Here is a 24,433-nt window from a genome sequence, read left to right as displayed (position 1 = left end):
TTGGCGGCCTCGCTCCGCCGGCGGCCGCGGGGCTGCCGGCGGAAGGCGGTCCTCAGCCGGCCTTGCGGGCCTCCCGCTCGGCGTTCGCCACCGCGGTCTCGACCGGGGGCATGTCCCGGGTATGGGCCTCCGCCTCGATCATGATCTGGCGCAGGTCGCGCAGGAAGGCGGTGCCCTTGAGGGTCCGCTGCACGATCACGCTGCGGCGGTCCATCGGATCCACCTTGCGGCGGGCGAGGTCCAGCTCGCCCAGGCGGTCGAGGGCGCGGGTGATCGCCGGCTTGGAGACGTTCAGCTCCGCCGCCAGGCCGCGCACCGTATGCGGGCCGTCGGTCAGGTACACCGTAAGGAAGACGCCGAGCTGGCGCGCCGAGAGGTCGGGGCCGTCCCGCCGCACCAGGGCGACCACGGTATCGCGCAGGATGCCGACAAGCTGATCGGGGTTGTTCTGCAGTGCCATGCCTCAAATCCTCTCGCCATCCGGCGCATGCGAATCCCCACCGCCCGCATGCACCTCCCTGTCCTCGGCCCGGGGCAGCCCGGTCAGCGGGCGCTTTCCCTTGATTAACGCGAACTGAACGGCTCAGACCCAGGAGACTTGCAAAGTTTCCCGCTCATCTCGTTTTCGTTACCTGCCCGCGCCCGGTCCGGACCCGAAAAGCCGCCGGATGCCGGCCACCAGGGCCCGCATCGCCTGCGCCTCTCCGCCCTCGGGCCGCCCGGGCCTTGATGTATCGTTCCAGGCGTACAAATCCAGATGCGCCCAGCGCAGCCCGGCGGGGACGAAACGCTGCAGGAACAGGGCGCCGATGATGGCACCGGCCATCGGCCTGGAGGAGACGTTGCCGAGGTCGGCGATGGCGCTGTCCAGCCAGGAGGCGTAGCCCCCGTGCAGGGGCAGCCGCCACATCGGGTCCTCCGTCTCCCGTGCCGCCCCGAGCAGCGCCTCCGCCAGCGCGTCGTCGGGGGTGAACAGCGCCGGCAGGTCGGGCCCAAGCGCCACGCGCGCCGCGCCGGTCAGGGTGGCGCAGTCCAGGAGCAGCGCCGGCCGGCGCTCCGCAGCGAAGGCCAGCAGGTCGCACAGCACCAGCCGCCCCTCCGCGTCGGTGTTGCCGACCTCCACGGCCAAGCCGGCGCGGGTGCGCAGCACGTCCATCGGCCGGAAGGCCTCGCCGGAGACGGCGTTCTCCACCGCGCCCACCAGCACCAGCAGCCGCACCGGCAGCCGCAGGCGCATCACCATCTCGGCCAGGCCGAGCACCACCGCCGCCCCGCCCATGTCCTTCTTCATCCGCAGCATGGCGGCGGAGGGCTTGAGGTCGAGCCCCCCCGTGTCGAAGCACACCCCCTTGCCGCAGAGGGCGACCAGCGGCGCCCCCGCCTCCCCCCATTCCAGCACCGCGACGCGGGGCGCCCGCGGGCTGCCGGCGCCGACCGCGTGCAGCGCCGGGAAGCCGTCGCGCAACGCCTCGCCGGCGATGACGGCGCAGGCGGCGCCATGCGCGGCGGCAAGGTCGCGCACGGCCTCCGCCAGCTCGGCGGGGCCGAGCAGGTTGGCCGGCGTGTTGATGAGGTCCCGCACGCGCCAGGTGGCCTCGGCCGCCACCAGCGCCTCCTCCACCCCCGCGGGCGGCGCCAGCAGCGCCGGCGCCCGGGGTGCGGGTTTGAAGCGCGCGTAGCGATAGGCGCCGAGGCACCAGCCGAGCACCGCGGCGGCGGCCCAGGGGCCGGGCTCGGCCAGGCGCCAGGCGGTGCCGGGGGGCAGCGCCAGGGGCAGGCCGCCGAAGGACCAGGGGGTGGTCGCCTCCGCCCCGAGGCCGAGCACGGCGCCGGCGAGTCCCTCCGCGCCGGGCAGCAGCGCCACCTCCTGCGCCCTGGCGGCGAAGCCGGTGGCGCGCAGCCAGGCCGCCTGCCCCGGCCCGAGCCGGCCCAGCAGGGCCTCAAGCCCGGAGGGATCGGTGACATGGAGCGGCAGCGCCGGCGCGTCGGCGCCGGCGAGGCAGGTCAGCATTGGGCGCCCCCCTTGGGCCGCGGCCCGCGAATCCGGGCCGGCCGGCCGGGGAGTCTGATCGCCCGGCGCGGCGTGCCCTGTCCAGCCCCGAAGAAGGCGGGCTGTTCCGGCCCTCTCCGATCTGTTCTAGGCTTCCCGGCCGCGAGGAGAAGGGGCTTGGACGCCGCCGCCACGCACGAGCTTCGCCGCTGCGCTGAGCCCGAGGGGCTGCGGCAGGTCGTCGCCCGGGTGCCGGGGCTGATTGCGGACATGCTCGGCGCGGGGCGGAGCGTGCGCGAGATCGGCCTCGCCGTGACCGAGATCGCGGACGGCGTGACCCGTCGCCTCCTGGAACTCGCCGAGGCGCGGCTCGGCCCGCCGCCCGTGCCCTACGCCTGGCTCGCCGCCGGCTCGCAGGGGCGGCAGGAGCTGACCGCGGGCTCGGACCAGGACAACGGCCTCGTCCTCGACGACGCCTTCCGCGAGGCGAGCCACCGCGGCTATTTCCGCGCCCTCGGCGGCTTCGTCTGCGACGGGCTCGACCTCTGCGGCTATCTCCACTGCCCCGGCGAGATGATGGCGATGACCGAGCGCTGGTGCCAGCCGCTCTCGGTCTGGCAGGGCTACTTCACGGAGTGGATCGAGCGGCCGGAGCCGAAGGCGCTGATGCTCTCCTCCGTGTTCTTCGACTTCCGCCGCATCGCCGGCGAGGCGCCGCTGTTCGGGCGGCTGCAGGAGCTGGTGCTGGGCAAGGCGCGGCGGAACACCATCTTCCTCGCCCATCTCGCGCGCAACGCGATGAGCCGCGAGCCGCCGCTCGGCTTCCTCGGCCGCTTCCGCCTGGCCCGCGGCGGCGCACACGAGGGGAGGATGGACCTCAAGATCAACGGCGTGACGCCGATCGTGGAGATGGCGCGCGTGCACGCCCTCGCCGCCGGGATCGGCGAGGTGAACACCTTCCGTCGCCTCGAGGCGCTGGAGGCGGCGGGCGCGCTGAGCCGGCAGGGCGCGGGGGAGCTGCGCGCGGCGCTGGAGCTGATCGGCTCGCTCCGCCTCCGCCACCAGGCGCGGATGGCGCGGGAGGGGCTGCGCCCGGACAACCATGTGAGCCCCGGGGAGCTGGACGAGGCCGAGCGGCGGCGCCTCAGGGCGGCGTTCCGCGCGGTGCGCACCATGCAGTCCGCCATGGCGTCGAAATACCGGCACGGCTATCTGTGAGGAAAAGGTCCCGGCCGGCGGCGCCGGGGGAGGAAGCGCGATGAGCCAGACGATCCTGGTCGCGGACGACGAGCCGAGCATCCTGCTGTCGCTGCAATTCCTGCTGCAGAAGGCCGGCTACGCGGTGCGCGTCGCCCGCAACGGAGAGGAGGTGCTGCAGGCGGTGGAGGAGGCGGTGCCCGACCTCATCATCCTCGACGCCATGATGCCGGCGTGCAGCGGCTACGATGTCTGCCAGCGCCTGCGCGCCGAGGCGCGCTGCCGCGACGTGCCGATCATCATGCTGACCGCGAAGGGGCGCGACATAGACCGCGAGAAGGGCCTCGCCCTCGGCGCCAGCGACTACGTCACCAAGCCCTTCTCGACGCGGGAGCTGGTGGAGACGGTGCGGCGCCGGCTCGGGGCGCCGCAGGCCGCGCCGTGAGCCCCTGGCGGTGAGCGGCCGGCGGCGCCTCGGCCTCCGCTTCCTGGCCCTCGGCGCCCTGGGCGCCGCGCTGGCCGGCCTCGGCGCCACCCTGCCGCAGGGCGCGCCGCCCTCGGCCGCCGTCACGCCCGCCCTCGTCGTCGCCGCCACCGTCCTCGCCGCCTGGAAGCTGGTGGAGGCGGCGCTGCTGCGGCGCCTCGCCGCGCTCGCCGCCGAGACGAACGTCCTCGCCCATGCCGAGGAGGAAGCGCGCCTTCCCGAGGCGCGCTTCGCCGCGCTCGCGCCGCTGCCGCAAGCGGTGAACGCGCTGGCGGAGCGGCTGTTCCAGACCCGCCGCCGGGTTGAGGAGGCGGTGGCGCAGTCCACCGCCCGCGTCGAGGAGCAGAAGAGCCGCCTCGCCGCCATCCTCAACGATCTGCACGACGGCGTGCTGGTCTGCAACCTCGAGCACCAGATCCTGCTCTACAACCGTCGCGCCCTGGCGCTGCTCGGCCTGCGCGGCGGGCTTGGCCTCGGCCGCAACCTGCTGCCGCTGGTCGCGCGCGAGCCGGTGCTGCACGCGCTGGAGCGCCTGACCCGCGCCTCCGGCCAGGATACGGCCGCAGCCGAGGAGCGCCACGCCCAGGTGCTGACCGCGCTCGCCGACGGGCGGGCGCTGCTGCAGGGCCGCATGGGGCTGGTGGTGACCGGCGGGCAGGTCACCGGCTACGTGCTGACGCTGGCCGACGCCACGGCGGAGCTCGCCACCCTTGGCAAGTGCGACGCGCTGCTGCGCCAGGCCAGCGAGGAGCTGCGCCAGCCCATCGCCAACCTGCGCGCCGCCGCCGAGACGCTGGCCGACAATCCGGAGCTGCCGCCCGAGGGCCGGGCCGAGTTCGAGCGCGTGATCCTCGGCGAGGCGCAGTCCCTCTCCACGCGTCTCGAGGCGATCGCCGCCGAGTACCGCAGCGTCGCCGGCCGGCTCTGGCCGATGGGCGACATCCTCTCCTCCGACCTCGTCACGCTGGTCGCCTTCCGCGCCGCGCAGGCGGGGGCGGAGGTGCGCGCGGCGGGAGAGCCGCAATGGCTGCACGCGGACAGCCACAGCCTGGTGATCCTGTTCGGCCACCTGATCGCGCGCCTCGGCGCGCAGCTCGGCGTCAGGGAGTTCGAGATGGCGGCGGAGGGGCGGGAGGCGCGCGCCTATCTCGACCTTTCCTGGCACGGGCCGCCGGTGCCGATGGCCGCGCTCTCCGTTTGGGCGGAGGACCCGCTGGAGGGGGCGCTCGGCGGGCTGAGCCTCGGCGACGTGCTGCAGCGCCACCACAGCGACCTCTGGAGCGAGGAGGCGGGCGGGGGGCGCGCGCGCATCCGCATGCCGCTCGCCCGCGCCTCGCGCGCCCGGGGAGCGGTGCCGGAGGGCGCGCTCTCCCGGCCCGAATTCTTCGACTTCGACCTGCTGCACCAGCCCCTGGTCTCCGGCGCGCTCGGCCGCACGCCGCTCGACCGGCTGACCTGCGTGGTGTTCGACACGGAGACCACCGGCCTCAACCCCTCGGGCGGCGACCGGCTGATCTCCATCGGCGCCGTGCGCATCGTCAACGGCCGCATCCTGACCGGGGAGACCTTCAGCGCGCTGATCAATCCGGGGCGCTCCATCCCCGCGGCCTCGACGCGCTTCCACGGCATCACCGACGCGATGGTGCGCGACTGCCCGCCGGCCGAGGCGGTGCTGCCGGAGTTCCGCGCCTTCGTGGACGAGGCCGTGCTGGTCGCCCACAACGCCGCCTTCGACCTGAAATTCCTGCGCATGGCCGAGAAGGCGGCCGGTGTGCGCTTCGATAACCCGGTGCTCGACACCATGGTGCTCTCCCTGTTCCTGCAGGGCGAGGAGGGGGAGCACTCGCTGGACGCGCTGGCCGCGCGGCTCGGCGTGCCGGTCGAGGGGCGGCACTCCGCCCTCGGCGACGCCATGGCGACGGCGCGCATCTTCCTCCGCTTCGTGGACATGCTGAAGGAGCGCGGCATCCACACCCTGGACGACGCGGTGCGCAGCTCGAACATGCAGGTGGAGCTGCGCGCGCGGGGGCACGCCTTTTGAGCCCCCGCGCCCGCGAAGGCGGCCGGCACGAGCGCCTGGTCGGGCTGTTCCTGCTCGCATCGGTGCTGTTCAGCCCCTGGCTGCTGCGGATCTTCGGCGAGGGCACGCTGTTCGGCTGGCCGCTGCTCTACCTCTACCTGTTCGGCGCCTGGGCGGGGGTGATCCTGCTGCTCGCCCTGCACACGGAGCGCCGCGCGCACCGGGACGGGGCGGAGGAGGGCTGATGCCGGCCTGGATCCTGGTCGGCACCGCGCTCTCCTACCTGCTGCTGCTGTTCGCCATCGCCTGGTGGGGGGACCGGCAGCGGCAGCGGGCGAGCCGGCTGAGCCACAGCCCCACCGTCTACGCCCTGTCGCTCGCGGTGTTCTGCACCACCTGGACCTTCTACGGCAGCGTCGGACGCGCCAGCACGATCGGCCTCGGCTTCCTGCCGATCTATCTTGGCCCGACGCTGGCGATGACGCTTGGCTTCCTGCTGCTGCGCAAGATCGTGCTGGTGGCCAAGACGCAGCGCATCACCTCGATCGCCGACTTCATCGCGGCGCGCTACGGGCGGAGCGAGTTCCTGGGCGGGCTGGTGGCGGCGCTCGCCGTGGTGGTCATCATCCCCTACATCGCGCTGCAGCTCAAGGCGGTGTCGGTCAGCTTCGAGCTGCTCTCGGGCGGCGCGGCGCCGGCGGGCGCGCAGCCGGTGCTGCTCGACAGCGCCTTCCACACCGCGCTGCTGATGGCGGTGTTCACCATCCTGTTCGGCGCGCGCCAGATCGACGCCTCGGAGCACCATCCGGGAGTGGTGATCGCGGTGGCCACGGAATCCGTGGTCAAGCTGCTCGCCTTCCTCGCGGTCGGCGCCTTCGTCGCCTACGGGCTGTTCGGCGGCCTCGGCGACCTGTTCGCGCGGGCCCGGGCGCGGGAGGACATCGCGCCGCTGCTCACCGCCCAGCCGGTGCTGGAGGACGGCGGCTGGATCACCGCCACCATCCTGGCGCTGCTCGCCATCATCTGCCTGCCGCGGCAGTTCCAGCTCCTGGTGGTGGAGAACCTGCACGAGCGGCAGCTCACCCGCGCGGTGTGGCTGTTCCCGCTCTACCTGCTGCTGATCAACCTGTTCGTGCTGCCGCTGGCCCTGGCGGGGCTGCTGCTGCTGCCGGGCGAGGGCGTGGACCGCGACATGGTGGTGCTGGCGCTGCCCCTGGCGCATGGCGCCGAGTGGCTGGCGCTGCTGGTCTTCCTGGGCGGGCTGTCCGCCGCCATCGGCATGATTGTGGTGGAGACGATCGCGCTCAGCACGATGGTTTCGAACAGCCTGGTGATCCCGGCCCTGCTGCGCCGGCGTCTCGCCGCGCGGAACGGCGGGAGGGCGGAGCCGCACCTGCCGGTGCTGGCGATCCGGCGCGTCGCCATCGTCGTGATCATGCTGCTCGGCTACGCCTACTACCTGGTCGCGGGCGGAGCCTATGCGCTGGTGGCGATCGGGCTGATCTCCTTCGCCGGCGTCGCGCAATTCGCGCCGGCGCTGATCGGCGGCCTGTTCTGGGCTGGCGCGACGCGGCGCGGCGCCATCGCCGGCCTGGTCGCGGGGACGCTGGTGTGGGGCTACACGCTGCTGCTGCCCTCCTTCGCCCGCTCGGGCTGGCTGCCGGCGAGCTTCCTGGCGGAGGGGCCCTGGGGCATCGCGCTGCTGCGGCCCTACGCGCTGCTCGGGCTGGAGGGGCTCGATCCGCTGACGCACGCGCTGTTCTGGAGCGGGCTCGCCAATCTCGGCCTGTTCGTCGGCGTCTCGCTGTTCGACCGCGCGGAACCGGGGGAGCGGGCGCAGGCGACTGCCTTCGTCGAGGCCTTCCACGCAGAGGACGGCTCCCGCACCCCCGCCGAATGGGCCGGCGCGCTGGCGACGGGGGAGCTCGTGCGCCTGCTGCGCCGCCTGCTCGGCGCCGAGCGCGCCGACGCCGCGCTCGCGGAGCATGCGCGCGAGCGCGGCCTCCGCCTGGACCCCGGCCAGCCGGCGGATGCCGAGCTGATGCTGTTCGCGGAGCGCCTGCTGACGGGGGTGATCGGCGCCGCCTCGGCGCGCGTGGCACTCTCCTCCCTCTCGCATGGCGGATCGGTCGGGCCGGCGGAGCTGATGCGCATGCTCGACGAGGCCTCGCGGGTGATCGAGTACAGCCGCCGCCTCGAGCAGAAGTCCGCCGAGCTCGAACAAGCCACGGCGGCGCTGCGCGCGGCGAACGAGCGGCTGCGCGAGCTTGACCGGATGAAGGACGACTTCCTCTCCACCGTCACCCACGAGCTGCGCACGCCGCTGACCGCGGTGCGCTCCCTGTCGGAGATCCTGCACGACAATCCGGATCTGGAGCTCGAGCAGCGCCAGGAATTCCTCTCCCTCATCATCAAGGAGAGCGAGCGGCTGACGCGGCTGATCAACCAGCTCCTGGACATGGCGAAAATCGAGGCCGGGGCGATGCAGTGGCAGGTCACGCGCGTGGATCTCGCCGCGGTGATCGAGGAGGCGGTGGCCTCAACCGGCCAGCTCTTCCGCGACCGCGGCGTGGCCGTGGAGATCCGCGTGCCGGAGGAGGTGCCGCCCGTCCAGGGCGACCATGACCGGCTGATGCAGGTGCTGGTGAACCTGCTGTCCAACGCCGCCAAATTCTCGCCCGCCGGCACCGGCCGGGTGGAGGTCTCCCTGCGGGTGGAGGAGGACCGGATCGAGGTCGCGGTCCGCGACAACGGCCCCGGCATCGCGGAAGCGGATCTCGGCATGATCTTCGACAAGTTCCGCCAGGCCGGCGAGACGATGACGGACCGCCCGGCGGGAACCGGCCTCGGCCTCGCCATCTGCCGCCGCATCGTCGAGCACATGGGCGGGCGGATCTGGGCCGAGAGCCGGCCGGGGGAGGGCGCGGTGTTCCGCTTCACCCTGCCGCTTCCCGCCGCGCACTGAGCCGGAGCGGCGGACATCGCCGTCCCTGGGCGGCTGAGGCGCCGCTACGACGTTCCGCCCGTGCGCGCCGGGCTCTAGCGGCCGCCCTGTGGCGGCGCCCAGGGACCCGGCGCGCCCATCGGCGGCATGGGCGGCGGCCCGCCCGGGCCGGGCGCGTCGTGGCCGGCGCCGATCGCCTGGCGCTCGCGCGCGATCGCGCCGCGCAGCTCCGCCAGTTCCCGCCTGCCCTGTTCGAGCCGCCCCTGCACCTCCAGGATCATGCCCTCCAGCTCCTGGCGGCGGCGCTCCATGGCCATGATCTCGCCCTGGAGCGCGCGGGCCTGCTCGCGCAGCCGCGCCTGCTCCTGGCGTGCCGCCTCGATGCCGCCGGCCATGCGCTGCGCCTCCGCCTCCATCGCCCGCGCCTGGCCCGCCGCGGCCTGCGCCGCCTGGGAGGCGGCGGCAAGGCGCTGCTCGGTCTCGGCGAGCGCATTGCGCCGGGCCACGATCTCGTTGCCGGCGGTCTCCGCCTCGGCGCGCAGCGTGGCGAGGCGCCGCTCCTCCGCCGTGGTGCGCTCGCGCAGCGCGGCGAGGGCGCGCTCGGCTTCGGCGACGGCGCTGCGCAGCTCGACGCTGCGCGCCTCGAGCTCCCGCAGGGTGGTGGCGGCCTGGTCGCGGGCGGCGGCGAGGCGGGCCACCTCCTGCTCCGCCTGCCCGGCTTCGGCGCGCCGGTCGGACAGCGCCGCTTCCGCCTCCCCGAGCTGGCTGCGCAGCGCCGCCAGCCGGCGCTCCGCCTCCGCCGCGCCGCCTGCAAGCTCGGCCGAGCGCGCCTCCAGGCCCCGGACCCGTTCGGCACCCTCCTCCGCCGCCCGGGTGCTGGCGGCGAGGCGCCGCTCCGCCTCGGCCAGGGCGTCGCGGCGTGCGGCGAGGTCGCGCTCCGCCGCCTGCACCTCGCCCCGCAGCGCGGCGAGCCGCTGATCGGCGCCGGCCGTGGCCTGCGCCCGCTCCGCGAGGCCGCGTTCCGCCGCCTGAAGCTGCTCGCGCAGCCCGGCGAGGCGCCGCTCGGCCTCTCCGGCCGCCTGCTCGCGCTCGGCGAGGCTGCGCTCTGCCGCCTGGGTGCGCTCGGCGAGGCCGGCGAGGCGCCGCTCCGTCTCGGCGGCGGCCTGGCGGCGCTCGGCGAGGCCGCGCTCCGCCCCCTGCGTCTCCTCGCGCAGCCCGGCGAGGCGCCGGTTGGCGGCGGTGATCTCCTCGCGCAGCCCGGCGAGGCGCCGATCCGCCTCGGCGATCGCCTGGCGCCGCTCGGCGAGGCCGCGCTCCGCCCCCTGCGTGTCCTCGCGCAGCCCGGCGAGGCGGCGCTCCGCCTCGGCGATCGCTTGGCGCCGTTCGCCGAGGTCGCGCTGCGCCTCGCCGATTGTGCCGCGCAGGCTGGAAAGGCGCCGCTCCTCCTCCGCCGCCTGCTGGCGCAGCCCGGCGAGGCGCCGGTCCTCGGCGCCGGCATCGTCGCGGGTGCGGGCGAGGCGCTGCTCGGCGGCGGCGATCTCCTCGCGCAGGCCGGCGAGGCGCCGCTCCGCCGCCTGGGCCTGCTCGGTGAGGCCGGCGAGGCGCCGCTCCGCCGCTCCCGCCCGCTCGCCGAGGGCGGCAAGCCGCGCCTCCTGCGCCCGGGCCTGCTCGCCGAGAGAGGTGAGGCGCCGTTCCGCCGCCTGCACCTCGCCCCGCAGGCCGTCGAGGCGGCGCTCGGTCTCGGCGAGGCTGGCACCGCGCGCGGCGGTGGTCTCCTCGAGCCGTCCGGTCTCTCCCCGCAGCGCTGCGAGGCGCTGCTCCTCCTCGGCGATGCGCGCGCGCAGGCCCTGCGCCTCCTGCTCCGCCGCGGCGCGGGCGCGCTGGGCGCGGGCGAGGGCACCGCGAGCCTGGGCGAGGCGCTGCTCGATGGCGGCGAGGTCGCCGGCGGCCTGCCGCTCCGCCGCCAGCGCCGCCTCCAGCTCGGCCACGCGGCGCTGCAGGATGCCGCCGCGCGTCTGCTCCTGCGCCAGGGCCTGTTCGATGGCGGCGATGCGCTCCTGCCGCTCCACCGTCAGCCCGCAGCCGGCGAGCGGCGCCGCCGCCAGCGGCCCCACCGCCAGCAGCGCCGCCCGCGACCAGTTCGAAACCCCCGCCATCCGCCTGCCCCCTGTGTCGTTGCGCGCCGAGGATCGGCCCTCGGCAGGGCGTCCGGCGTCTCGCCTATGGCGACGGATTCCGCGGCCCGCGTCAATCGCCGCCGCTCCCGCCTGTGGCTTCACGGAGCCGTGAGCGTCCCGGTGTCCGGAGGTTCGAACCCTGCTCCTCGGCAGCGGTCCGGAATTCCGGATCCGCCGGGCACGCACGCGGGGCGGAGAGGCTTGGCACGGCGCTTGCTCAATCTGGCGCATGCTGTTCCCGACCCTGCTCGTCTTCGCCGCCCTCCTGGCGGTGCCGGTGATCGCGCTGGCGGTGCGGCGCTGGCCCGCCCTCGCGCCGGCCTCCGCCCTGCTGCCGGCGGCGCTGTTCGTCCTGGCGCTGCTGACCCCGCCGGAGGGGCCGGCCACGGCGCCCTGGATCCCCTCGCTCAACGTCGCCTTCGCCTGGCACGCCGATGGGCTGGCGCGGCTGTTCGTGCTGCTGATCACGGGCATCGGCGCCGGCATCTTCCTCTACGCCTCGGCCTATCTGCACGGGCACCCGCAGCTCCACCGCTTCATGGCGGTGCTGTGCCTGTTCATGGCCTCCATGCTCGGCGCCGTCCTCGCCGACGACCTGCTGCTGCTGTTCATCTTCTGGGAGATGACCAGCCTCGCCTCCTTCATGCTGATCGGCTTCGAGGCGGAGCGGGCGAGCGCGCGCAAGTCGGCGCAGCAGGGGCTTCTGGTGACGGTGGGGGGCGGGCTGGCGCTGCTCGCCGGCATCCTGCTGCTCGGCTCCGCCGCCGGCACCTTCCGCATCTCGGCCATCCTCGCGCAGGGCGAGGCGGTGGCGCAGCACGCGCTCGGCCCCTGGATCATGGTGCTGGTGGCGATCGGTGCCTTCGCCAAGAGCGCGCAGTGGCCGCAGCACATGTGGCTGCCGAACGCCATGGCGGCGCCGACCCCGGTCTCGGCCTACCTGCATTCCGCCACCATGGTGAAGCTCGGCGTCTACCTGCTGGCGCGGCTCAACCCCGCCTTCCAGCTCGAGCCGCTGTGGCAGGCCATGCTGATCGGCATCGGCGCCATGACCATGGTCACCGGCGCGGTGCTGGCGCTGCGCGAGACCGACCTCAAGCTGGTGCTCGCCTGGTCCACCGTCGTCGCGCTCGGCACGCTGGTGGCGCTGATCGGCGTCGAGGACCCGCGCGCCGCCACCGCGGTGATCGTCGTGCTGCTGGTGCACGCCCTCTACAAGGCCTGCCTGTTCATGGTCGCCGGCATCCTCGACCACGAGACCGGCACGCGCGACGCGACGCGGCTGCGCGGGCTGCAGCGGCTGATGCCGATGACCGGCATCGCCGCCGCGCTCGGCGCCCTCTCCATGGCTGGGCTGCCGCCCTTCGTCGGCTTCGTCGCCAAGGAGATGCTCTACGAGGTGAAGCTCGACGTCCCCGGCCTGCTGCCCCTGGTGGCGATGCTGGTGAACGCGGCGATGGTGGTGGTGGCGGGCGTCGTGGCGGCGCGGCCCTTCCTCGGCCCGCTGGCGCCGACCCCGCGCAAGCCGCACGACCCGCCCCTCAGCATGCTGGCCGCGCCGCTCGCGCTCGCCGGCCTCGGCATCCTGTTCGGCATCGCGCCCTGGCTGATCGCCGAGGGGCTGGTGGAGCCCGCCGCGGCGGCGATCCTCGGCCGCCCGACCGAGGCCAAGCTCGTGCTGTGGCACGGCTTCACCATCGTGCTGTTCCTCTCGGTGGCGACCCTCGGCCTTGGCCTCGCGCTCTACCTCGCCTGGTCGCGGGTGCAGCCGGCGCTTGCCAGCATCCGTGTGCTCGACGAGGTGGGGCCGAACGCGCTCTACACGCGCTGGCTCGGTGCGGTGCAGGCGGTCTCCGCCTGGCAGACGGCGCTGATCCAGTCAGGCAGCATGCGCCGCTACGTCGCGATCAGCTTCGCCATCATCTTCGGCGGCGCGGCGGCGGCGCTGCTTGCCGGGGGCGGACTCGCCTGGCCCGGCCTCGCCCCGGCGCCCGGCGCGCACCAAGCGGCGCTGGTCGCGCTCGTCGCCATCGGCGCCGTCGCCGCCTGCGTGGCCCGCGCGCTGGTGGCGCAAGTGATGGCGGTCGGCATCGTCGGCTTCGGCATCGGCATCCTGTTCCTCTCCCTCGGTGCCGCCGATCTCGCCTTCACCCAGTTCACGGTGGAGGTGATCGCGATCGTGCTGCTGGTCGCGGTGCTGGCGCGGCTGCCCTTCCGCGCACCGGATGCCCGCACGCCGCGCGCGCGGCGCTGGGACGCGGCGCTCGCCGTGGGGGTGGGCGTGATCGGCGCGGCGGTGATGCTCGCCGTGCTCGCCGAGCCGTTCGACGCGCGCATCCCCGAATGGATGGGCGCCGCCGCGGTGCCGGAGGCGAAGGGGCGCAACATCGTCAACGTCATCCTGGTGGATTTCCGCGCCCTCGACACGCTGGGCGAGATCGCGGTCATCGCCATCGCCGCCATGGCCGCCGCGGTGTTGTTCCGTCGGGTGAAGGGAGGCCGGGCATGATCGGCAGCCTGATCCTGCGCGTCTCGGCGCGCTACCTGCTCTGGGCGGCGCTCGCCCTCGCCGTCTTCGTGCTGCTGCGCGGGCACAACGAGCCGGGCGGCGGCTTTATCGGCGGGCTGATCGGCGCGCTCGGCTTCGGCTTCCATGCGCTGGCGCATGGCGGGCGGGAGACGCGGCGGATCCTGCGCCTCGATCCCATCGCCTGGGCCGGCATCGGCCTGCTGCTCGCCACCGGCGCCGGCCTGCCGGCGCTGCTGGTGCATGGCGAGCCCTTCCTGACGCAGCAATGGCTGGGGGCGACGCCGATCGGCACCACGGTGGCCTTCGACCTCGGCGTGTTCCTGGTGGTGGTGGGCTTCGCCCTCGCCTTCCTGCTGCCCTTCCTGGAGGACTGAGACCTTGGAAGCCCTCCTCGCCCTGCTGTTCGGGGTGCTGCTCGGCGTCGCCGTGTGGCTGATGCTGGCCCGCTCCCTGCCGCGCGTGGTGCTCGGCCTCCTGATGCTCGGCAACGCCGCGAACCTCGCCATCCTCGCCTCCGGCCGCGTGCTCGGCACCGTGCCGCCGCTGATCGAGCGCGGCGCGAGCGCGGTCGCGCCCGGCGCCGCCAACCCGCTGCCGCAGGCGCTGGTGCTGACCGCGATCGTCATCGCCTTCGGACTGATGGCCTACATCCTGGTGCTCACCTGGGCCGCCTACAGCGCCTATGGCACCACCGACGCCGAGGCGCTGCGCGAGGCCGAGCCGCCCGGCCTGCCGGCGCCGAGCCCGGAGGCGGCGGCGGCGGCCGAGCCCGCGCCCGAGGGAGCCGAGGCGCGCGACGACCTGAGGAGAGCAGCCTGATGCGCACCGACTGGCTGATCGCGCTGCCGATCCTGATCCCGCTCCTTGCCTGCGCGCTCTCCGCCGCGCTGTGGGGCCGGGCGCGGGCGCAGCGCGTCGTGACCTTCGTCGCCGCCGCGGCGCTGCTGCTCGCCTCCGCCGCGCTGGTCGCGGCCACGCTGGAGCACGGCGTGATCGCCTCGCAGATGGGCGACTGGCCGGCGCCCTTCGGCATCACCCTGGTCTCCGACCTGCTCGCCGCCGCCATGGTGGCGATCACCGCGCTGATGTACGCCGCGACCGCCGTCTACGCCCAGGCCGAGGACGTTGAGCGGCGCGAGGCGGAGGGCTGGCACCCGCTGCTCGCGGCGCTGGTGTTCGGCGTCTGCGGCGCCTTCCTCACCGGCGACCTGTTCAACCTTTACGTCTGGTTCGAGGTGATGCTGATCGCCGCCTTCGGCATGCTGGTGCTGGGCGGCGGGCGGGAGCAGCTCGACGCCGGGGTGAAGTACGCCGTCCTCAACCTGCTGGCGACGACGGTGTTCCTGATCGGCGTCGGCATGCTCTACGGGCTCACCGGCACGCTGAACCTCGCCGATCTCGCGCGGCGGGTGCCGGAGGTGGGCAACGACGGCGCGGTGGGCGCGGTCGCCTTCCTGCTGCTCGCCGGCTTTGGCGCCAAGGCCGCGGTGTTCCCGCTGTTCTTCTGGCTGCCGGCCGCCTACCACACCGCCGCCGCGCCGGTCGCGGCGATCTTCGCCGCGATGCTGACCAAGGTCGGGGTCTACGCCATCATCCGCGTGTTCAGCCTGGTCTTCGTCGGCAGCTCGGAGTGGATCCCCTGGGTGCTCGGCGGCGTCGCCGCGGCGACGATGGTGACGGGCGTGCTCGGCGCCGCGGCGCACTGGGACATCCGGCGGATCCTCTCCTTCCACATCATCAGCCAGATCGGCTACATGCTGGTCGGCATCGCCATCGCCACGCCGCTCGCCCTCGCCGGGGCGGTGCTCTACATCGTCCACCACATCGTGGTGAAGGCGAACCTGTTCCTGGTCGCGGGCGCGATGCGGCGCACGGGCGGCTCCTTCGCGCTGGCGCATCTCGGCGGGCTGTGGCGGCGCGATCCCTGGCTCGGCATCCTCTTCGCCGTGCCCGCGCTCTCCCTCGCCGGGCTGCCGCCGCTCTCGGGCTTCTGGGGCAAGCTCGTCGTCATCCAGTCGGGGCTCGAGGGCGGCGCCGCCTGGCTCGCCGCCGTCGCGCTCGCCGTCAGCCTGCTCACCCTCTACTCGATGCTGAAGATCTGGATGGAGGCGTTCTGGAAGGAGCCGCCGGCGGGCGAGGCGCCGCCCGACCTCGGCGGCACGACGCGCCTCCTGATGCTCGGCCCCGTGGTCGCGCTGGCGCTGGTGACGCTGACCATCGGCCTCTGGACCGAGCCCTTCGCCGCCCTCGCGCTCGCCGCCGGCGAGCAGCTCGCCGGGCGCGAGGCCTACATCGCCGCCGTGCTCGGAGGAGGCGCGCCATGAGGCCGAATCCCTGGAACATCTTCGCCTGGCTGCGCCTTGCCTTGCTGTTCCTGTGGGAGCTCTCGCTCTCCGCGGCCATGGTGATCCGCGCCACACTCTCGCGCGAGATCCGCGTGCGCTCGGCGATCGTCGCCATCCCGCTCACCTTGCGTTCGGAGGCGGGGATCACGCTGCTCTCGCACCTCATCACCCTGACGCCGGGCACCACGGCGCTGCACGTCTCGGATGACCGCCGCACGCTCTACGTCCACGCCATGCACGCCGAGACGCCCGAGCGCGTCGCCGCCTCGGTCCGCGAGGGGTTCGAGGCCGCCATCCGGAGGGTCCTGCCATGACCGCCTTCCTCTCCCTCGCCGTCGCGCTCTCCGCCTGCATGCTGGGCGCGGCGGTGGCGCTCACCGCCGCGCGCATGCTGCGCGGCCCGGGCATCGCCGACCGCGCGGTGGCGATGGATTTGCTCGGCCTGCTCGCCGTCGCCGGCACCGGGATGATGGCGCTCGGCACCGGGCATGTGGCGCTGCTCGACATCGCGCTCGGCCTCGGCCTGGTCGGCTTCGTCGGCGCCGTCGGAGTCGCCTCCTTCATCGAACGTACGGCGCGGGAGGAGCGGGCGGATGGCTGAACTCCTGGCCGCGCTGCTGCTGCTCGCCGGCTCGGCGGTGGCGCTGATCGCCGCGATCGGCGTGTTCCGCCTGCCGGACGCCTTCCTGCGCATGCACGCCGCCACCAAGGCCGGCGTCGTCGGGGCGAGCCTGGTGCTGCTCGGCGCCGCCCTCGCCTTCGGCGGCGGCGAGGTGTGGGTGCGCGTGGCGCTGATCGTGGCGTTCCTGCTCGCCACCGTGCCCGTCTCCTCCCATGCCCTGGCGCGCGCCGCCTATGTGGGCGGGGCGCCGATGTGGGGCGGCACGGCGACCGACCAGCTTCGCGGCGTGCTGGCACGCCACGCGCCGGAGGAGGCCCCCTCCGGCGGCGCCCGCCCCGCCGCGGCGGGGGCGCCGCGGGCCGCGGGGCGGCGGGCGCTGCTCGTCCTCACCGGCGGGCCGGAGGAGGCGCCGGCGCTGGTCGCGGCGCTCCGGGCGCTGCGCGGCGAGGTGGCGGAGGCGACGCTGCTCAGCCTGCTGCCCCGCGGCCCGCGGGAGCGCAGCGGCCCGGTGCCCTTCGGCGGCGCCTACTGGACCCCCCAGCTCGCCGAGCACCGCATCGCCGCCGCGCGCGAGGCCGCCGGCCAGCTCGCCGCCACGCTGCAGGAGGAGTGCGCCGCCCTCGGCATCCCCTGGCGCATCCGCCACGAGGAGGGCGACGCCGACCGGCTGCTGGCCCAGGCGGCGGCGCGCCACGACCTGGTGATCCTCGGCCGCGCCCTCTGGCTGGCGCAGGCCGAGGCGACGGGGACGGAGCCGGCCTTCGCCGCGCCGGGGATGCTGCTCGCCCTGCCCGGCATGGCGCCGCCGGGGCGGGTGCTGTTCCTGCACGAGGGCGACGGCGCCTCGGCCGAGGCGCTGGCCCGTTTCCTCGATCTCGGCCTCGCCGCGGGGGCGAGGCTGGTACTGGCCGCGCCCGCCCTGCCCGGCGCCGAGGCGGCGCTGGCCGAGGCGGTCGCCCTCGCTGCCGCGCGCGGCCGCGCGGCGGAGGCGCTGCCCACCCCGATCGGGGCGGAGCCGCCCTCCAGCGCGGCCTTCGACCTCGTCGTCCTGCCGGCTCGGGCGGGGCGGGCACGCGCGGTCCATCTCGCCCTGCTGCGCGGTCCGGCCCCGGTCCTGCTCGCCTGACCGGCTGCGGCGCGCCCCCTGGCCCCGGGCCGCGCCGCGCCGCATAGAGGCGGGGTGAGACGCCTCCTCGACCGCCGCTGGGGCGAATGGCCGCTGGCGCTGCGCCTGCCGCTGCTGGCCGGCGCCGCGACCTTCCTCGCCGCCATCCTCACCACCCAGGTCGCGGTCCGTGCCATGGACCGGGAGCGGGAGCGGGAGGCGGAGCGGCTCGGCCAAGTCTATCTCGACGGGCTGGCCGCGGCGGTGCTGCCCGGCCTGCGCGCCGGCGACCCGGACGCGGTCGCCGCGGCGCTGGAGCGTGCCCTCGGCTTCCAGGCGGGGGTGCGGGAGCGGCGCTTGGTGGTGGCGGCGCCGGACGGCACGGTGCTCGCCACCGCCGGGCAGGGCGAAGATGCCGCAGATCCGCCCCCCTTCGCCGCCGGGCGGGAGGGGCCGGCCTGGCGGCGCACCGCCGCGGGCGATGCCGCCTGGGTCCAGCGCCCGCTCTTCGATGCCGGGCTGCCCCGCGCCATCCTCGCCGCCAAGCTCGACTTCACCGAGGCGGCGGCGCGGCGGCGGGAGCTGGAGTTCGCGCTCCTCGTCCTCGATCTCGCCCTGGCGAGCATCGCGGCGCTGCTCGCCGCCCTCGCGGCGCGGCGCGCCCTCGCTCCCTTCCTCGGCGTGGCCAGGGCGCTCGACCGGGTCCGCGCCGGCCGGCTGGAGCCGATCCCGCCCGAGGAGCGCCCGCCCGCCGGCACCGAGGCCGGGCGGCTCGCCGAGGCCTACGACCTGATGGTGACGCGCCTCGCCGAACGCAGGCGCCTCGCCGCGCGGCTCTCCGAGCAGGACCAGGCGGCGCTGCTCGGCCGCCTCGCCGCGACGGTGGCGCACGAGGTGCGCAACCCCCTTGCCGGCATGCTGACGGCGGTGGAGACGGCGCGGCGCTACGGCGAGGACCGCGCCGCGCGGCAGGAGGCGCTGGATCTGGTCGAGCGCGGGCTGCGGCAGATCCAGGCGGTGGTGCAGGCGACGCTGGAATCGCACCGCCCCGCCGCCCCGCCGCGGCCGCTGACCGGGCAGGACCTCGAGGATCTGCGGCTGCTGGTGGCGCCGGAGGCGCGGCGGCAGGGGGTGGCGCTCGAATGGTCGGCGGCGCTCGCCGGCGCCTTTCCGGCCGATGCCGTGCCGGTGCGGCAGGCGCTGCTGAACCTGCTGCTCAACGCCGTCGAGGCGAGCCCGCCGGGCGGGCGCGTCTGCTTCGCCGCGGCGGCCGAGCCTGGGGGGGACCTCGTGGTCAGCATCGCCGACGAGGCCGGGGGGCTGCCGGAGCCGGAAGCGGCGCGGCTCGCCGGCGTGGAGGGAGGGGGGGCGGGGCTCGGCCTTTCCGTCGTCATGGCGCAGCTCGCCCGGCTCGACGGCCGGATCGAGGTGGACAGCCGCCCGGGCGAGGGCACCCACATCGTGCTGCGCCTGCCGCCGCGTGGGATAGGGGAGGAAGGGAAGTGAGCGCCGCGGCCGGCCATGAGGTGGTGCTGATCGAGGATGACGAGGTGCTCGGCGCCTCGCTTGTCCAGCGGCTGCGCCTGGAGGGCGTGGGCGTACGCTGGGCGCGCACGCTGGCCGAGGGCGAGGCGCTGCTGCGCCGCGGTCCGCGCCCCTCCCTCGTGCTCTGCGACATGCGCCTGCCCGACGGCTCGGGCGAGGAGCTGCTGCTGCGGCTGATGCCCGAGCTCGGCGCGGTGCCGGTGGTGGCGATGACCGCCTATGGGGGCATCGCGCAGGCGGTGCGCCTGGTCCGGGCCGGGGCGGATGACTACCTGCCCAAGCCCTTTCCGGTGGAGGCGGTGCTCGACAAGCTGGCCACCCTCGCCCCGCCAGCCGGCGACGGCGCCGGCGCCGCACCGCCGCGCGCCGGGGAGGAGGAGGCGCCGGGCTGGCGCAGCCCGCCGATGCGCGCGCTGCGCGCGGCGGTGGCGCGGCTGGCCCGCGTGACGACGCCGGTGCTGCTGCTCGGCGAGAGCGGCGCGGGCAAGGAGGTGGCGGCGCGCGCCCTGCACGCCCTCGGCCCACGCGCGGCCGAGCCCTTCGTGGCGCTGAACTGCGCCGCCATCCCGCGCGACCTGCTGGAATCGGAGGTGTTCGGCCATGAGCGCGGCGCCTTCACCGGCGCCGCCGAGCGCCGCCTGGGCGCCGCCGAGCGCGCCGGGCGCGGCACGCTGCTGCTCGACGAGGTGGCGGAGCTCGATCCGGCGCTGCAGGCCAAGCTGCTGCGGCTGATCGAGGACCGGCGGTTCCTGCGCGTCGGCGGCAGCCGCGAGGTGGCGCTGGAGGCGCGCCTCCTCGCCGCCACCAATGCCGACCTGCAGGCGCGGGTGGCGGAGGGGCGGTTCCGGGGCGACCTCTATTTCCGCCTCGCCGTGGTGGAGCTCCGGGTGCCGCCGCTGCGCGAGCGGCCGGAGGATGTGCGCGACCTCGCCCTGCTGTTCCTCGCCGAGGCGGCGCGCGCCGCCGGGCGTGAGGGGATGGCGCTGTCTCCGGCGGCGGAGGATGCGCTGCTCGCCCATGCCTGGCCGGGCAATGCGCGCGAGCTGCGCAACCGCATCGAGCGCGCCGCGGTGCTGGCCGAGCACGCGGTGCTGGAGCCCGCCGACCTGTTCCCCGAGCGCGGCGCGGCCGCGGCCGGGGGCGCGGATCTGAGCCTCGCCGCCGCGCGCGACGCCGCGGAGCGCGAGCACATCCGCCGCGTGCTGGCGCGCTGCGGCGGCCGGGTGGGCGATGCCGCCCGCGCCCTCGGCGTCTCCCGCACCACGCTGTGGGAGCGGATGCGCCGGCTTGGCGTGCCAGGAAGCTGACGCGACCGGCCTGGGCTTTCCGTTCTCCCCGGCGCGCGGCGCATGCCCTGGCGCGGGGCCGCCTCCGCCCCCCGCGATCCGCCCTATTCGGCCGCCACCGGGCGGGCGGCCCCGGCGGCGCGGGACCAGAGCTCGGGCTGCAGCTCCTCGCGCCGGTTGGGGAAGACCAGGGCGCAGAGCAGAATGATCACGCTGAAGCCGGCCAGCACCAGCATGGGCGCAGCCAGGCTGCCCGTCGCCTGGTGCAGGAAGCCGACCAGTGGCGAGGCCACGGCGGCGCCGAGGAAGCCCACGGTGAAGCGCACCGAATAGAGCTTGGCCCGCAGCGCGGGCGCGACGTAGCGCGCCGTCATGGTCTCGTTCACCGTCACCTGGCCGAACACCGCCGCCGCGACCAGGGCGGCCAGCGGCAGCACCAGCCAGCCATCCACGAAGGCGAGCAGCAGCAGCGCGGGCGCCAGCACCAGGGCAAGCGGCATGAACACCGTCTTCAGGGTGTGCCGGTCTATCATGTGGCCCACCGTGTACTGCGTCAGCCCGCCGCAGAGCGTGGCGAGGAAGGCGAGCAGGCCGACCACCGGCAGGAGGTCGGGCGAGGAGGCCAGCCGCTCCTCCATCAGCTTCGGCACCAGCAGGGTGAAGGCGTTGAACACCAGGCCCGAGACGGCGGCGATGGAGAGGAGCACGATCACCGCGCGCCGCACCAGTTCGCGCGGGATCTCCGGGAAGGGCCGCTGCGGCCCGCCCGCCCTGGCGGCGTCGAAGGCCGGCTCGCGCAGGTAGAGCAGACCGGAGGCGATGCAGAGCACTCCCGGCAGCACGAAGGCCCACTGCCACCCCGCCTTGGCCGCCAGGAAGGCGGTGAAGACGGGCGCGCAGGCGACGCCGAGATTGCCGAACACGCCGTTGATGCCGACCGCGCGCCCTACCCTCTGCCCGGCGGCCTCGACCAGCATGGCCGTGCCGATCGGGTGGTAGATGGCGGCGAAGGCGCCCATCACCGCGAGCGAGACGCCGAGCGCGAGCGGGGTGGTGGACAGGCCCGCCGCCACCAGCGCCGCGCCGGTGCCGAGGAAGAAGGCGCCCATCATGCCCTTGCGCCCGAAGCGCTCGGCGAGCCAGCCCATGGGCAGGGAGCCGAGGCCGTAGAGCACGAACATGCCGGTGCCGAGCGCCAGGATCGGCCCGTAATCCCGGCCGAAGGCCTCCGGCGCCTGGGCCACCATGCCGAGCACGGCGGTGGCAAGGATCAGCAGGCTGTAGTGGGTGAAGACGTGGGCGAGATTGATGAAGGCGATCTGCCGCGTCGCCGGGTCCCACATGCCTCGCTCTCCGTTTCCTTCGGGTGCGTCCGCCCTCTCGCCACGGGGGCGGATCAGCATAGACTGGCCGTGCATGGAGTTCCGGACGTTTCATGTCTCCATCCGGCCAAGGCGTCCCTTTCGCCGGCATCCTGGCGCTGCCGCAGGACGCGGTGGACCGCCCCCTGGCGGGCCTGGCGCGGGACTATCCGGACGGGCACCGTACCGGGCGGCACAGCCACGGGCGCGCGCAGCTCCTCTACGCCACCGCCGGGGTGATGCGCATCGCCACCGACGCCGCGGGCTTCATCGTGCCGCCGGGCCGGGCCCTGTGGGTGCCCGCGGGGCTCGCCCATGCGGTGACGATGCAGGGACAGGTCGCGATGCGGGCGCTGCTCCTGCGCGCCGACGCCGCCGCCGCCGGCCCGCAGGCCACGGCGGTGCTCGCCGTCTCGCCGCTGCTGCGGGAACTGATCCTCGCCGCCTGCGCCGAGCCGCCGGAATGGGATCCGGCCGGGCGGGCCGGCCATGTGGCGGCGCTGATCCTGGACGAGATCGCCCGCGCCCCCACCCTGCCGCTCGGCGTCCCAGCGGTGCGCGACCTCCGCCTTCGCCGCCTGGCCGAGGCGCTGCAGGCCGATCCGGCAAGCCCCCTTACCCTCGAGGGCTGGGCCGAAGCCTCCGGGGCGACTGCCCGGACCCTGACGCGGCTGTTCCGGCGCGAGACGGGAATGAGCTTCGGCCGCTGGCGTCAGACGCTGCGGCTGGTGGAGGCGGCGGCGCTGCTCGCCCAAGGGATGCCGCCGGCACGGGCCGCGGCGGCAGTGGGCTATGCCAGCGCCTCGGCCTTCGGTGCGGCCTTTCGCGCGACCTTCGGGGTCACGCCCGGCGGCGTGGCACAGGCTACGCGAGGTGCCGGTCAGCCCTGATTTTGCCGCTTTTCCGCCGGAGCATCGCCTTACACCCGGATCCGCAGCATTCCACTTCGTCAAGGAAAAGCGGCATGGGGTGCGGCAGGAGTTGTATCAATTTTATGTGTGGCATACATTAGACCGTGTCCGGCCAGGAGCCGGCATGCGCCAGCACAGGGAACGACCATGAGGCCGAAGGCGATCGAGCACGTCATCCTGGTTGCCGCCATCCTGGTGTCGCTGCTCTGCCTCGACCTGCTGCCACCGGGAGAGATGCTGGGCCAGGTGGCGCGGGTGCTGCTCGCCTGGGCCGTCTTCTCCACCTTGCTGGTCGCCTCCGCCGGAGCCTGGATCGCCCTGCGCCGCAGCCTCCGCCGCTCCGTCGGCCACACGCGCTGAACCGCGGCGCCGCCCGACCGCCGCCGCATTCGGAAGCGCCTCGCGCGGCGTGACTGCGGGCGGCGGGACTCGAACCCGCACGGCCTGTCGGCCTCGGCATTTTAAGTGCCGTCCGGCTACCAGTTTCGGCACGCCCGCGCGACCGGGTTATGCCTTGCGCAGCCCCGGGAATGAAGAGGTGGAAAGCCCGCCGGGCACGACGCCAGCGACGGCTGCGCCTTCCATGCGGAAGCGCAGCACGCATCCTGCCGCATGGTGTCATGCATCCAGCATGAGGGCATGGAGCCGCTTGCGCGATCCCGCGCCGCCACGGGCACGCCGATCCATCGGCGGCACGGCCATGCGCTTGGACCGCGCCCGCGCATCGTGGCGAGCCAGCCGGATGGGAGGAGGCCACGCTCGCCCCGAATGGACGCACGCCAGCTTCCCGTGAATGATGACGTAATGAGACCTGTGTGCGGAAGCCTTATGGTGCCGCGTGCTGACGTGCGTGAAATGTTTTGCCATCTGGCGCCACTTGGGCCACGCCGGTTCTGCGCCGCGGCTCACGCCGGCTGGAGATCGAGGCTTCGCTTGAGGTTGTAGGCGGTTGCGGTGAAGTGGACCTGGGCGATGGCTCGGGCGAGGCCTCGCCATCGCATGCGTCGCAGGCCGAAGCAGCGTTTCCAGGTGCCGAAGATCTTCTCGATGCGCGTGCCCCCGTTGGATCGGCGCGTTCCACGCGTCGAGCCGTGCCAGGGTCTTGGCCTCGTCCTGGCCCCACATCGCTGTGGCTGTCACACGCGGCACGCCGCCCCTGGCGTGCACGGCGGCCTCGAAGGGCTGCCCGCGATAAGCGCTGTTGGCGAACACATCGCCCGGGGCGTCGGGCAGTGCGGCCGGTCCCTCGTGCCCGTCATGCGCGTTCGCCGGCGTGACCGAAACCTGCTCGACCAGCGCGGCGTTGGCGTCTGCACCAACAGGCGCCTTGAAGCCGTGCATCACGCCGCGGTTGCGATGCTTGATCCACCGCGCCTTGCTATCGCTCTTGCTGGCCGAAGTGATGATCGTCACGTCCACCAGCGTGCTGGTCTTGACCGGTGATCGCACACGCCTTGAGCTGCATCGTGATCGACTCGAACAGGTGCCAATCCAGGCTCTGCGCGATCAGCGCCCAGCGGAAGCGCACAAAGGCGCGGTGCGCTCCGGTATCGCCTCCTGTGCGGCGAAGCCGCAGAAACGGCGGAAGCTCGCGCGATCCTCCAAGGCCTCGGCAGTTTCACGTCTGACAGATCGTGCCAGACTGCCAGTAGCAGCGCCTTGAACATCGACAGCGGCGGCCAGGCAGGTTCGCCCTTGGCAAAAGGGTAGAGCGGGGCAAGCAGCGCAGCAATAGGCTGTCAGTCGATCAGCGACGACAGGCGCTCCAGCGTCGCCCCGCTGCGCGAGGTGCCGTCCAGCACCAAGCTCTCCGTGTTGGCGAGGCTTAGAACCGATTTCTGATATTTAGAATCCGTTTTGGAATTCTGGTGGCGGACTGATTAGTGTTTGCGGGTCTCTGGTGATGAGCTGGAGGC

The 24,433-nt window shown here is 74.5% G+C and carries 21 protein-coding genes and 1 tRNA gene; 16 read left to right on the top strand and 6 right to left on the bottom strand.

Annotated elements, in window-relative coordinates:
- Window positions 1–52: 52 nt before the first annotated feature.
- Together ET526_RS16075 and ET526_RS22440 are read right to left on the bottom strand one after the other, a co-directional pair.
- On the bottom strand, window positions 53–460 hold the full coding sequence (locus ET526_RS16075) for a MarR family transcriptional regulator (RefSeq protein WP_135468873.1): 408 nt from the start codon (window positions 458–460) through the stop codon (window positions 53–55).
- Window positions 461–628: 168 nt separating this feature from the next.
- On the bottom strand, window positions 629–2,011 hold the full coding sequence (locus ET526_RS22440; RefSeq protein WP_135468870.1) for a leucyl aminopeptidase family protein: 1,383 nt from the start codon (window positions 2,009–2,011) through the stop codon (window positions 629–631).
- A gap of 156 nt (window positions 2,012–2,167) precedes the next feature.
- Between ET526_RS22440 and ET526_RS16065 the strand changes: the two genes are divergently transcribed.
- Genes ET526_RS16065 through ET526_RS16045 form a run of 5 tightly spaced genes read left to right on the top strand, consistent with a single transcriptional unit; the run spans window position 2,168 to window position 8,656 of the window.
- Window positions 2,168–3,208, top strand: coding sequence for a putative nucleotidyltransferase substrate binding domain-containing protein (locus ET526_RS16065; RefSeq protein ID WP_158295611.1), 1,041 nt, complete (start codon window positions 2,168–2,170; stop codon window positions 3,206–3,208).
- 40 nt (window positions 3,209–3,248) lie between these two features.
- Window positions 3,249–3,632 (top strand): response regulator transcription factor, encoded by a 384-nt coding sequence (locus tag ET526_RS16060; RefSeq protein ID WP_135468865.1) that lies wholly within the window; start codon window positions 3,249–3,251, stop codon window positions 3,630–3,632.
- A gap of 10 nt (window positions 3,633–3,642) precedes the next feature.
- Complete coding sequence (locus ET526_RS16055; protein ID WP_240048433.1) at window positions 3,643–5,712, top strand: 3'-5' exonuclease; 2,070 nt, start codon at window positions 3,643–3,645, stop codon at window positions 5,710–5,712.
- The gene (locus ET526_RS16050; RefSeq protein ID WP_135468861.1) at window positions 5,709–5,936 is read left to right on the top strand and encodes a hypothetical protein; all 228 of its coding nucleotides are present in this window, start codon (window positions 5,709–5,711) and stop codon (window positions 5,934–5,936) included. The genes ET526_RS16055 and ET526_RS16050 overlap by 4 nt, the downstream gene beginning before the upstream one ends.
- Window positions 5,936–8,656, top strand: a complete 2,721-nt coding sequence (locus ET526_RS16045; protein ID WP_204623678.1) for a sensor histidine kinase — start codon at window positions 5,936–5,938, stop codon at window positions 8,654–8,656. Before ET526_RS16050 ends, ET526_RS16045 begins: the two co-directional genes overlap by 1 nt.
- 74 nt (window positions 8,657–8,730) lie before the next feature.
- Here the strand turns inward: ET526_RS16045 and ET526_RS16040 are convergent, their stop codons facing one another.
- Entirely contained in the window at window positions 8,731–10,791 is a 2,061-nt protein-coding gene (locus ET526_RS16040; RefSeq protein ID WP_135468856.1) for a coiled-coil domain-containing protein, read from the bottom strand.
- Window positions 10,792–11,041: 250 nt separating this feature from the next.
- On the opposite strand from ET526_RS16040, the gene mbhE reads away from it, so the two are divergent.
- The 9 genes from mbhE to ET526_RS15995 are packed head-to-tail and all read left to right on the top strand — an operon-like array spanning window position 11,042 to window position 20,266.
- Window positions 11,042–13,321: a hydrogen gas-evolving membrane-bound hydrogenase subunit E gene (mbhE, locus tag ET526_RS16035; RefSeq protein WP_135468854.1), complete on the top strand. Its 2,280-nt coding sequence runs from the start codon at window positions 11,042–11,044 to the stop codon at window positions 13,319–13,321.
- The gene (locus tag ET526_RS16030; RefSeq protein ID WP_135468852.1) at window positions 13,318–13,716 is read left to right on the top strand and encodes an MnhB domain-containing protein; all 399 of its coding nucleotides are present in this window, start codon (window positions 13,318–13,320) and stop codon (window positions 13,714–13,716) included. Before mbhE ends, ET526_RS16030 begins: the two co-directional genes overlap by 4 nt.
- Before the next feature lie 4 nt (window positions 13,717–13,720).
- Entirely contained in the window at window positions 13,721–14,161 is a 441-nt protein-coding gene (locus ET526_RS16025) for an NADH-quinone oxidoreductase subunit K (RefSeq protein WP_135468850.1), read from the top strand.
- Window positions 14,161–15,666 (top strand): Na+/H+ antiporter subunit D, encoded by a 1,506-nt coding sequence (locus ET526_RS16020; RefSeq protein WP_135468847.1) that lies wholly within the window; start codon window positions 14,161–14,163, stop codon window positions 15,664–15,666. The genes ET526_RS16025 and ET526_RS16020 overlap by 1 nt, the downstream gene beginning before the upstream one ends.
- Window positions 15,663–16,001 carry a Na+/H+ antiporter subunit E gene (locus ET526_RS16015; protein ID WP_135468845.1) on the top strand — a complete coding sequence of 113 codons (339 nt, stop codon included), beginning with the start codon at window positions 15,663–15,665 and terminating at the stop codon, window positions 15,999–16,001. Before ET526_RS16020 ends, ET526_RS16015 begins: the two co-directional genes overlap by 4 nt.
- On the top strand, window positions 15,998–16,288 hold the full coding sequence (locus ET526_RS16010; protein WP_135468843.1) for a monovalent cation/H+ antiporter complex subunit F: 291 nt from the start codon (window positions 15,998–16,000) through the stop codon (window positions 16,286–16,288). Before ET526_RS16015 ends, ET526_RS16010 begins: the two co-directional genes overlap by 4 nt.
- On the top strand, window positions 16,281–17,435 hold the full coding sequence (mnhG, locus tag ET526_RS21760; protein WP_204623676.1) for a monovalent cation/H(+) antiporter subunit G: 1,155 nt from the start codon (window positions 16,281–16,283) through the stop codon (window positions 17,433–17,435). The genes ET526_RS16010 and mnhG overlap by 8 nt, the downstream gene beginning before the upstream one ends.
- A 54-nt stretch (window positions 17,436–17,489) precedes the next feature.
- Window positions 17,490–18,920: an ATP-binding protein gene (locus ET526_RS16000; RefSeq protein ID WP_135468841.1), complete on the top strand. Its 1,431-nt coding sequence runs from the start codon at window positions 17,490–17,492 to the stop codon at window positions 18,918–18,920.
- Entirely contained in the window at window positions 18,917–20,266 is a 1,350-nt protein-coding gene (locus tag ET526_RS15995) for a sigma-54-dependent transcriptional regulator (protein ID WP_135468839.1), read from the top strand. The genes ET526_RS16000 and ET526_RS15995 overlap by 4 nt, the downstream gene beginning before the upstream one ends.
- Window positions 20,267–20,349: 83 nt before the next feature.
- Here the strand turns inward: ET526_RS15995 and ET526_RS15990 are convergent, their stop codons facing one another.
- On the bottom strand, window positions 20,350–21,588 hold the full coding sequence (locus tag ET526_RS15990) for an MFS transporter (RefSeq protein WP_135468837.1): 1,239 nt from the start codon (window positions 21,586–21,588) through the stop codon (window positions 20,350–20,352).
- Between the two features lie 92 nt (window positions 21,589–21,680).
- Here ET526_RS15990 and ET526_RS15985 point away from each other — a divergent pair, with 92 nt between their 5' ends.
- On the top strand, window positions 21,681–22,496 hold the full coding sequence (locus ET526_RS15985) for a helix-turn-helix domain-containing protein (RefSeq protein ID WP_135468833.1): 816 nt from the start codon (window positions 21,681–21,683) through the stop codon (window positions 22,494–22,496).
- 168 nt (window positions 22,497–22,664) lie between these two features.
- Window positions 22,665–22,877: a hypothetical protein gene (locus tag ET526_RS15980; RefSeq protein ID WP_135468831.1), complete on the top strand. Its 213-nt coding sequence runs from the start codon at window positions 22,665–22,667 to the stop codon at window positions 22,875–22,877.
- Between the two features lie 54 nt (window positions 22,878–22,931).
- Here the strand turns inward: ET526_RS15980 and ET526_RS15975 are convergent.
- Both ET526_RS15975 and ET526_RS22710 read right to left on the bottom strand, forming a co-directional pair.
- A tRNA-Leu gene (locus tag ET526_RS15975) sits at window positions 22,932–23,015 on the bottom strand.
- A gap of 120 nt (window positions 23,016–23,135) precedes the next feature.
- Window positions 23,136–23,936, bottom strand: coding sequence for a hypothetical protein (locus ET526_RS22710; protein WP_456305119.1), 801 nt, complete (start codon window positions 23,934–23,936; stop codon window positions 23,136–23,138).
- Between the last annotated feature and the right edge of the window lie 497 nt (window positions 23,937–24,433).

It is taken from the genome of Crenalkalicoccus roseus, assembly GCF_004761865.1.
Taxonomy (GTDB): Bacteria; Pseudomonadota; Alphaproteobacteria; order Acetobacterales; family Acetobacteraceae; genus Crenalkalicoccus; species Crenalkalicoccus roseus.
The sequence above is the reverse complement of the archived record's forward strand: the minus strand, read 5'-3'. Positions and strand labels throughout refer to the sequence as shown.

Coding starts and splice junctions, on each gene's coding strand:
- ET526_RS16075 (WP_135468873.1), bottom strand. CDS start 460: ATGGCACTGCAGAACAACCCCGATCAGCTTGTCGGCATCCTGCGCGAT.
- ET526_RS22440 (WP_135468870.1), bottom strand. CDS start 2,011: ATGCTGACCTGCCTCGCCGGCGCCGACGCGCCGGCGCTGCCGCTCCAT.
- ET526_RS16060 (WP_135468865.1), top strand. CDS start 3,249: ATGAGCCAGACGATCCTGGTCGCGGACGACGAGCCGAGCATCCTGCTG.
- ET526_RS16045 (WP_204623678.1), top strand. CDS start 5,936: ATGCCGGCCTGGATCCTGGTCGGCACCGCGCTCTCCTACCTGCTGCTG.
- ET526_RS16040 (WP_135468856.1), bottom strand. CDS start 10,791: ATGGCGGGGGTTTCGAACTGGTCGCGGGCGGCGCTGCTGGCGGTGGGG.
- mbhE (WP_135468854.1), top strand. CDS start 11,042: ATGCTGTTCCCGACCCTGCTCGTCTTCGCCGCCCTCCTGGCGGTGCCG.
- ET526_RS16030 (WP_135468852.1), top strand. CDS start 13,318: ATGATCGGCAGCCTGATCCTGCGCGTCTCGGCGCGCTACCTGCTCTGG.
- ET526_RS16020 (WP_135468847.1), top strand. CDS start 14,161: ATGCGCACCGACTGGCTGATCGCGCTGCCGATCCTGATCCCGCTCCTT.
- ET526_RS16015 (WP_135468845.1), top strand. CDS start 15,663: ATGAGGCCGAATCCCTGGAACATCTTCGCCTGGCTGCGCCTTGCCTTG.
- ET526_RS16010 (WP_135468843.1), top strand. CDS start 15,998: ATGACCGCCTTCCTCTCCCTCGCCGTCGCGCTCTCCGCCTGCATGCTG.
- mnhG (WP_204623676.1), top strand. CDS start 16,281: ATGGCTGAACTCCTGGCCGCGCTGCTGCTGCTCGCCGGCTCGGCGGTG.
- ET526_RS15990 (WP_135468837.1), bottom strand. CDS start 21,588: ATGTGGGACCCGGCGACGCGGCAGATCGCCTTCATCAATCTCGCCCAC.
- ET526_RS15985 (WP_135468833.1), top strand. CDS start 21,681: ATGTCTCCATCCGGCCAAGGCGTCCCTTTCGCCGGCATCCTGGCGCTG.
- ET526_RS15980 (WP_135468831.1), top strand. CDS start 22,665: ATGAGGCCGAAGGCGATCGAGCACGTCATCCTGGTTGCCGCCATCCTG.